Origin of the sequence: uncultured Anaerococcus sp., from assembly GCF_963510575.1 — a bacterium.
Lineage (GTDB): Bacteria > Bacillota > Clostridia > Tissierellales > Peptoniphilaceae > Anaerococcus.
In genome coordinates this window covers 1-5,205 of record NZ_CAUPFR010000109.1, presented here as the reverse complement: position 1 = coordinate 5,205, position 5,205 = coordinate 1, and the positions used below count along the sequence as shown (strand labels likewise).

The window sequence follows — 5,205 nt, the reverse complement described above, 5'->3', positions numbered from 1 at the left end:
TAATTGACCTAGGGCTACTTTGTCTACTGGGTCACATGTTATTTTCTTTCCTTCAATTGTTACTTCGTAAGGTTCTGGGTCTACCTTGATGTTTGGAGTTTCGGAGTTTAGTTTCATATCTTTTTTGCCGATGTTTCTACAATTATGAACAGGTAGTACCATTCTTTTTAGGTCTAGTTTTTCTTTTATGCCTGCTTCATAGGATGCTTTTGAAACAAAGGTCATGCAAGAGTTTCCGATTCCTCCACCAATGGCCGCATACATTCTTCTGTATATTACAGGTTGTGGTGTTGGTATGGATGCGTTTGGATCTCCTGATGGTGCCATTATTATTAGACCATTTTTTAGGATTTGTTTTGGACGAACTCCAAAGAATTTTGGCTCCCAAAGGACTAGGTCTGCACGTTTACCAACTTCAATTGAACCAATATATTCAGATACTCCGTGGGCTATTGCTGGGTTTATAGTATATTTGGCTACATATCTTTTGGCCCTAAAGTTATCGTTATTATTTCCTTCATCTTCTTTAAGAGCTCCACGTTGGTCTTTCATCTTTGAGGCTGTTTGCCAAGTTCTCATAACAACTTCGCCAATCCTGCCCATGGCTTGAGAGTCTGAAGACATTATTGAGAATACGCCCATGTCTTGAAGGACATCTTCTGCAGCTATTGTTTCCGGTCTAATCCTTGAGTCAGCAAAGGCTACATCTTCTTCTATGGTTTTGTCAAGATTGTGGCAAACCATAACCATATCCAAGTGCTCATCTGATGTGTTTATGGTAAAAGGCATGGTTGGATTTGTAGATGCTGGAAAAACATTATTAAATCCTGCTGCAACTATTTGATCTGGTGCATGTCCTCCTCCTGCTCCTTCAGTATGGAAGAAATGTATAGCTCTACCTCCAATAGCATCTAGGGTATCTTCGATTGTACCGCCTTCGTTAAGGGTGTCGGTATGGATGGCAACTGCAATATCGTACTCATCAGCAACTTCAAGGCTGGCATTTATAACGGCTCTTGTTGCTCCCCAGTCTTCATGAATCTTTAGTCCACAAGCTCCTGCTTTTATTTGTTCATAAAGTGGCTCTTTGCTTGAGCAGTTACCCTTACCTAATAGTCCAACATTTACTGGATATCCTTCGACTGATTTTAGCATAGCTTCTAGGTGGTTAGGGCCTGGAGTACAGGTTGTAGCATTTGTTCCATCAGCAGGACCTGTTCCGCCTCCGATTAAGGTAGTAGTTCCTCCTGCTAGGGCAGTGTTTGCTTGATCGGCTGATATAAAATGAACGTGGGTGTCAATTGCTCCAGCGGTTACGATTTTATTTTCGCCTGAGATTATTTCAGTGCTTGCCCCTATTACAAGACCAGGGTTGACATTATCGTTCATATCAGGGTTACCTGACTTACCTATTCCTGTAATAATACCATCCCTAATACCTATATCTGCCTTGTAGATACCAGTATAGTCTAGGATAATCGCATTTGTAATTACTGTATCGCAAGTTCCTGAGGCATAACTTGCAGTTGAAGATTGGTTCATACCATCTCTTACAGTCTTACCGCCACCAAAGATTGATTCATCTCCATAAATTGCATAATCTTTTTCTATTTCTATTATAATATTTGTATCTGCTAGTCTAACTTTATCGCCGGTAGTTGGCCCATACATAGACCCGTATTTTTCTCTTGAGATTTTAAATGACATCTATTCCTCCCCATCACTATTAATATTAGCGTAACCTTTTTGAATTAGGTTTTTCATGGCTTCCTCTTTTTTGATATCATGGGTTATACCATTTGTAAGTCCATTAAATCCTATAACCCTTCCATTTCCGCCGATATCAATTAATCTAACCCTATGGGTTTGACCTGGTTCAAATCTAATAGCATTTCCTGCAGGAATGTCTAGCTTTTTACCAAAGGCCATGCTACGATCGAATTTCAAATATCTATTCACTTCAAAAAAATGAAAATGAGAACCGATTTGTACAGCCCTATCGCCAGTATTTGTTACTTCTATTTCTATAGCTTCGAAATCTTCATTTAAAATCAAATCTTCATCTTTATAAAAAATTTCACCTGGAATCATTTTTGCCTCCTACACTATTGGTTGATGAACTGTTACAAGCTTGGTTCCATCAGGAAATGTGGCTTCTATTTGTACATCCTTAATCATTTCAGGGACACCTTCCATGACATCATCTCTTGTTAGAATCTTCCTGCCTTCTTGCATCAAATCTGAAACAGTCTTGCCATCACGAGCCATTTCATAAAGCTCGGCACTGATTAGAGCGACTGCTTCAGGATAGTTTAATTTAAGTCCACGTTCTTTACGCTTTCTGGCAACTTCTCCAGCTGTAAATATCATCAAGCGTTCAATATCTTTTGGTACTAAATGCATATCCTTCCCCCTTTTTCAATTAAATAATCTATTATTTCTTTTTCACATTCTATTAAATCCTGTCCCATCTTGCCCAAAATCCTAATTTGAATATCATTTCTAAAGCTGTAACTTGCCCCACCTTTTAGTCCTCTCTTTAAACTATGCTTATCAATTATATTGCGAATCTCGCCTATATTATTTTCATCGGAAAAATTTATAGCAACCATTGACAAAAAGTGGTCATAGCCTTCCATTAAACCAAGTTCATTTATATTTTGTTCTCTTGGCCTTATGAGGTTTTTTTCGGTATAGATGAGTTTGCCATCAAGGTTTATATCTAGATTAGTCTTGTAGCTTTTAAATTCAAAGCTTTCTCCCCTGCCAATTCTACCAGCTACAAAGCAGTTAGAAAAAATAAGCCTGGCATCTTTTTCTAAATCGACCTTGATATCCTCCCTAAAATCTGCATCCTTGTAGAGAATCATGGGTAAAAGTTTAAAAATAAAGTCAGATTTTTCTTCTCCACGAATTTCAACCTTACGACTTGCGAAAGAATCCTCGTTCATCTTGTAAACTTTTTCGTATGATTGAGAAGAAAGCAAGACCTTGCTATTCTTTTTTGCATAGAATTTTTCTTCTTGCATATCGCCTTCCAGGATACCTGGGCTTGAGCTCATAATCATAGCCTTGGTAAAGTCGCCATATTTAAATGTATGCATAAGCAGAAATGGTGGCGAATTGTAGATATCTTTTAGGATTGTTGTATCATCCTTATTTTCAAACTCTAAATATATTCTGCTGGCTCTTGCGTATGTTTTTTTCATTATTTTAAATCTTCTAATAAGACTTGCTTTCTTATCCAGTCATAGACCTCATTAAGTCCATCGCCATTTTTGATATTAGTAAAGATAAATGGACGATCTCCTCTTTGGGCTAGGGTATCCTTTCTCATAGCCTCAAGGTCAACGCCAACATAAGGAGCTAAATCTTTTTTGTTTATTATAAGAAGGTCTGATCTTAAAATTCCTGGGCCTCCTTTTCTTGGTATATCTCCACCTGCAGCTACATCTATTACAAAGATGGTGGCATCTGCAAGGTCAGGACTAAAGGTTGCTGATAGATTGTCCCCACCACTTTCGATAAAGATTATTTCTATATCCTTAAAATTTCTGACTAAATCCTCACAAGCTTCAAGGTTCATAGAAACATCATCTCTAATAGCTGTATGAGGACATCCTCCAGTTTCTACTCCTCTTATCCTATCTCTTTCAAGAATCCCCTGATCTTTTAGATAGTTTGCATCTTCTTCTGTATATATATCGTTAGTAACTACTGCTACCTTGTAATCTTTTTTGAATTCTTCTACTAGTTTTTCTATCAAATGTGTCTTACCGCAACCAACAGGGCCTGCGACACCAATTTTTACGTAATCCATAAGCCTCCCTAAGACATATAAAGTCTTGAATATAATACTTCATGTTGCATTGAAGCAACTTCTACACCTGGATATGAAGTAAAATAATACTCCTCATCCATTTTATCTATCTTTGTAACTAAATCTATTAGCAAGTTAGAGATTTCATATAAGATTTTCTGCCCATCAAACTGGCTGATAGGTACGGTCTTAACCGCTGTAATCACTAGATTCTGTGCCATATTAAAGGCAAAACTCAAAAGAGATGCGGTTAAATCAATATCAAGACTTGCTGTAATTAGAGCATAGGCGACTGAGTGATGGATGATAATGTCATTTTTCTTATGATAATCTAGGTAGTCATAGTATTGTTCTGGCATAGCTATGTCCATCTTATGAACTGTCGATATAAGTCTTGAGCCTAACTTCTCTGAAGCTTCCCTTAACTCTTTTTGGCTTTTTTGAGCCTGTAATCTTATATTTAGATCTAAAAGATCATCTTTTTTCCCTTCTATAAAATAATTGTAAGCTAGATATACAGCTAAAAGGTCATTATAATAGAAGCTAGTTTTTAAATAGTTTATTAAATATTTTTTTGTATCTTTCGAATCTTTAATCAAATTCTTTAGGATATAATTTTCAAGTCCATACGAATGAGAATAAGAACCTATAGGAAATTGACTATCATTTAATTGAAGGAGGATGAGCTCTTCTTCATATTTTTTTCTATTCATGGTGATGGTGGTCATGATTGTGGTCGTGGTCATGGTCGTGACTATGATGATCTACTACTTGACCTTGAGGTAGAATTGCCATCAAGTTGTTTTTTGGCAATAATTTAGCCATGACCTTATCTATCTTTATCCCTTCTACAGTCTTTAGCATATCTTCTAGGGTCTTCTCATATGGAGTAATTAAAGATTCGCCATCTTCTGACCAGTATAATTTTGCATGACGATTGCCAATAATATATGCCAAGTTGACAAAGCTCTTCGCCTCATCCATGGAGAGCTTTAAGCATTCAAGCTCTTCGATATTAATAGCATAAATTACATTATTTTCTCTATAAATTATATCTCCATGCTTTAGACCTCTTTGTCTATCCTCTTCAGAAAGCTTCAGACCCAAGTCCAAACCCTCATATTCAAATCTTTGAATTTTCTTATGGGCATGGTCGTAAGGCATATTAAGCCAGTTGATTATTAAATTTTCTTCATTTATATCAAAAACATTTCCAATAATTTTTTCTATTATCAATTTATTCACCCCTTTTTTTACAAACTTAATAGTACCCCCTAAAACAAAAAAAAACAATGATTTTGCATTTTATAAAGTGTAATTTCTTTATTATACTTTTTGAAGACAAGCTTAGCTAAATTTCCCAGACAAAAACCACATATAGAATA

General features: G+C 36.3%; 7 protein-coding genes. All 7 read right to left on the bottom strand.

Annotation, left to right across the window (positions count from 1 at the left end):
• Positions 1 to 1,707, bottom strand: a 1,707-nt coding sequence (gene ureC / locus RQ907_RS07475; RefSeq protein WP_311492749.1) for an urease subunit alpha, incomplete at its 3' end; no start/stop codon positions are given.
• Positions 1,708 to 2,091 (bottom strand): urease subunit beta, encoded by a 384-nt coding sequence (gene ureB, locus RQ907_RS07470; protein WP_311492748.1) that lies wholly within the window; start codon positions 2,089 to 2,091, stop codon positions 1,708 to 1,710.
• 9 nt (positions 2,092 to 2,100) lie between these two features.
• The gene (gene ureA, locus RQ907_RS07465) at positions 2,101 to 2,403 is read right to left on the bottom strand and encodes an urease subunit gamma (RefSeq protein ID WP_004816472.1); all 303 of its coding nucleotides are present in this window, start codon (positions 2,401 to 2,403) and stop codon (positions 2,101 to 2,103) included.
• Complete coding sequence (locus RQ907_RS07460; RefSeq protein ID WP_311492747.1) at positions 2,394 to 3,209, bottom strand: urease accessory protein UreD; 816 nt, start codon at positions 3,207 to 3,209, stop codon at positions 2,394 to 2,396. Before RQ907_RS07460 ends, ureA begins: the two co-directional genes overlap by 10 nt.
• The gene (ureG, locus tag RQ907_RS07455) at positions 3,209 to 3,820 is read right to left on the bottom strand and encodes an urease accessory protein UreG (protein WP_265214926.1); all 612 of its coding nucleotides are present in this window, start codon (positions 3,818 to 3,820) and stop codon (positions 3,209 to 3,211) included. The genes RQ907_RS07460 and ureG overlap by 1 nt, the downstream gene beginning before the upstream one ends.
• Before the next feature lie 8 nt (positions 3,821 to 3,828).
• Positions 3,829 to 4,533, bottom strand: coding sequence for an urease accessory protein UreF (locus tag RQ907_RS07450; RefSeq protein WP_311492746.1), 705 nt, complete (start codon positions 4,531 to 4,533; stop codon positions 3,829 to 3,831).
• Positions 4,526 to 5,065, bottom strand: coding sequence for an urease accessory protein UreE (locus RQ907_RS07445; protein ID WP_311492745.1), 540 nt, complete (start codon positions 5,063 to 5,065; stop codon positions 4,526 to 4,528). Before RQ907_RS07445 ends, RQ907_RS07450 begins: the two co-directional genes overlap by 8 nt.
• Positions 5,066 to 5,205: the final 140 nt, after the last annotated feature.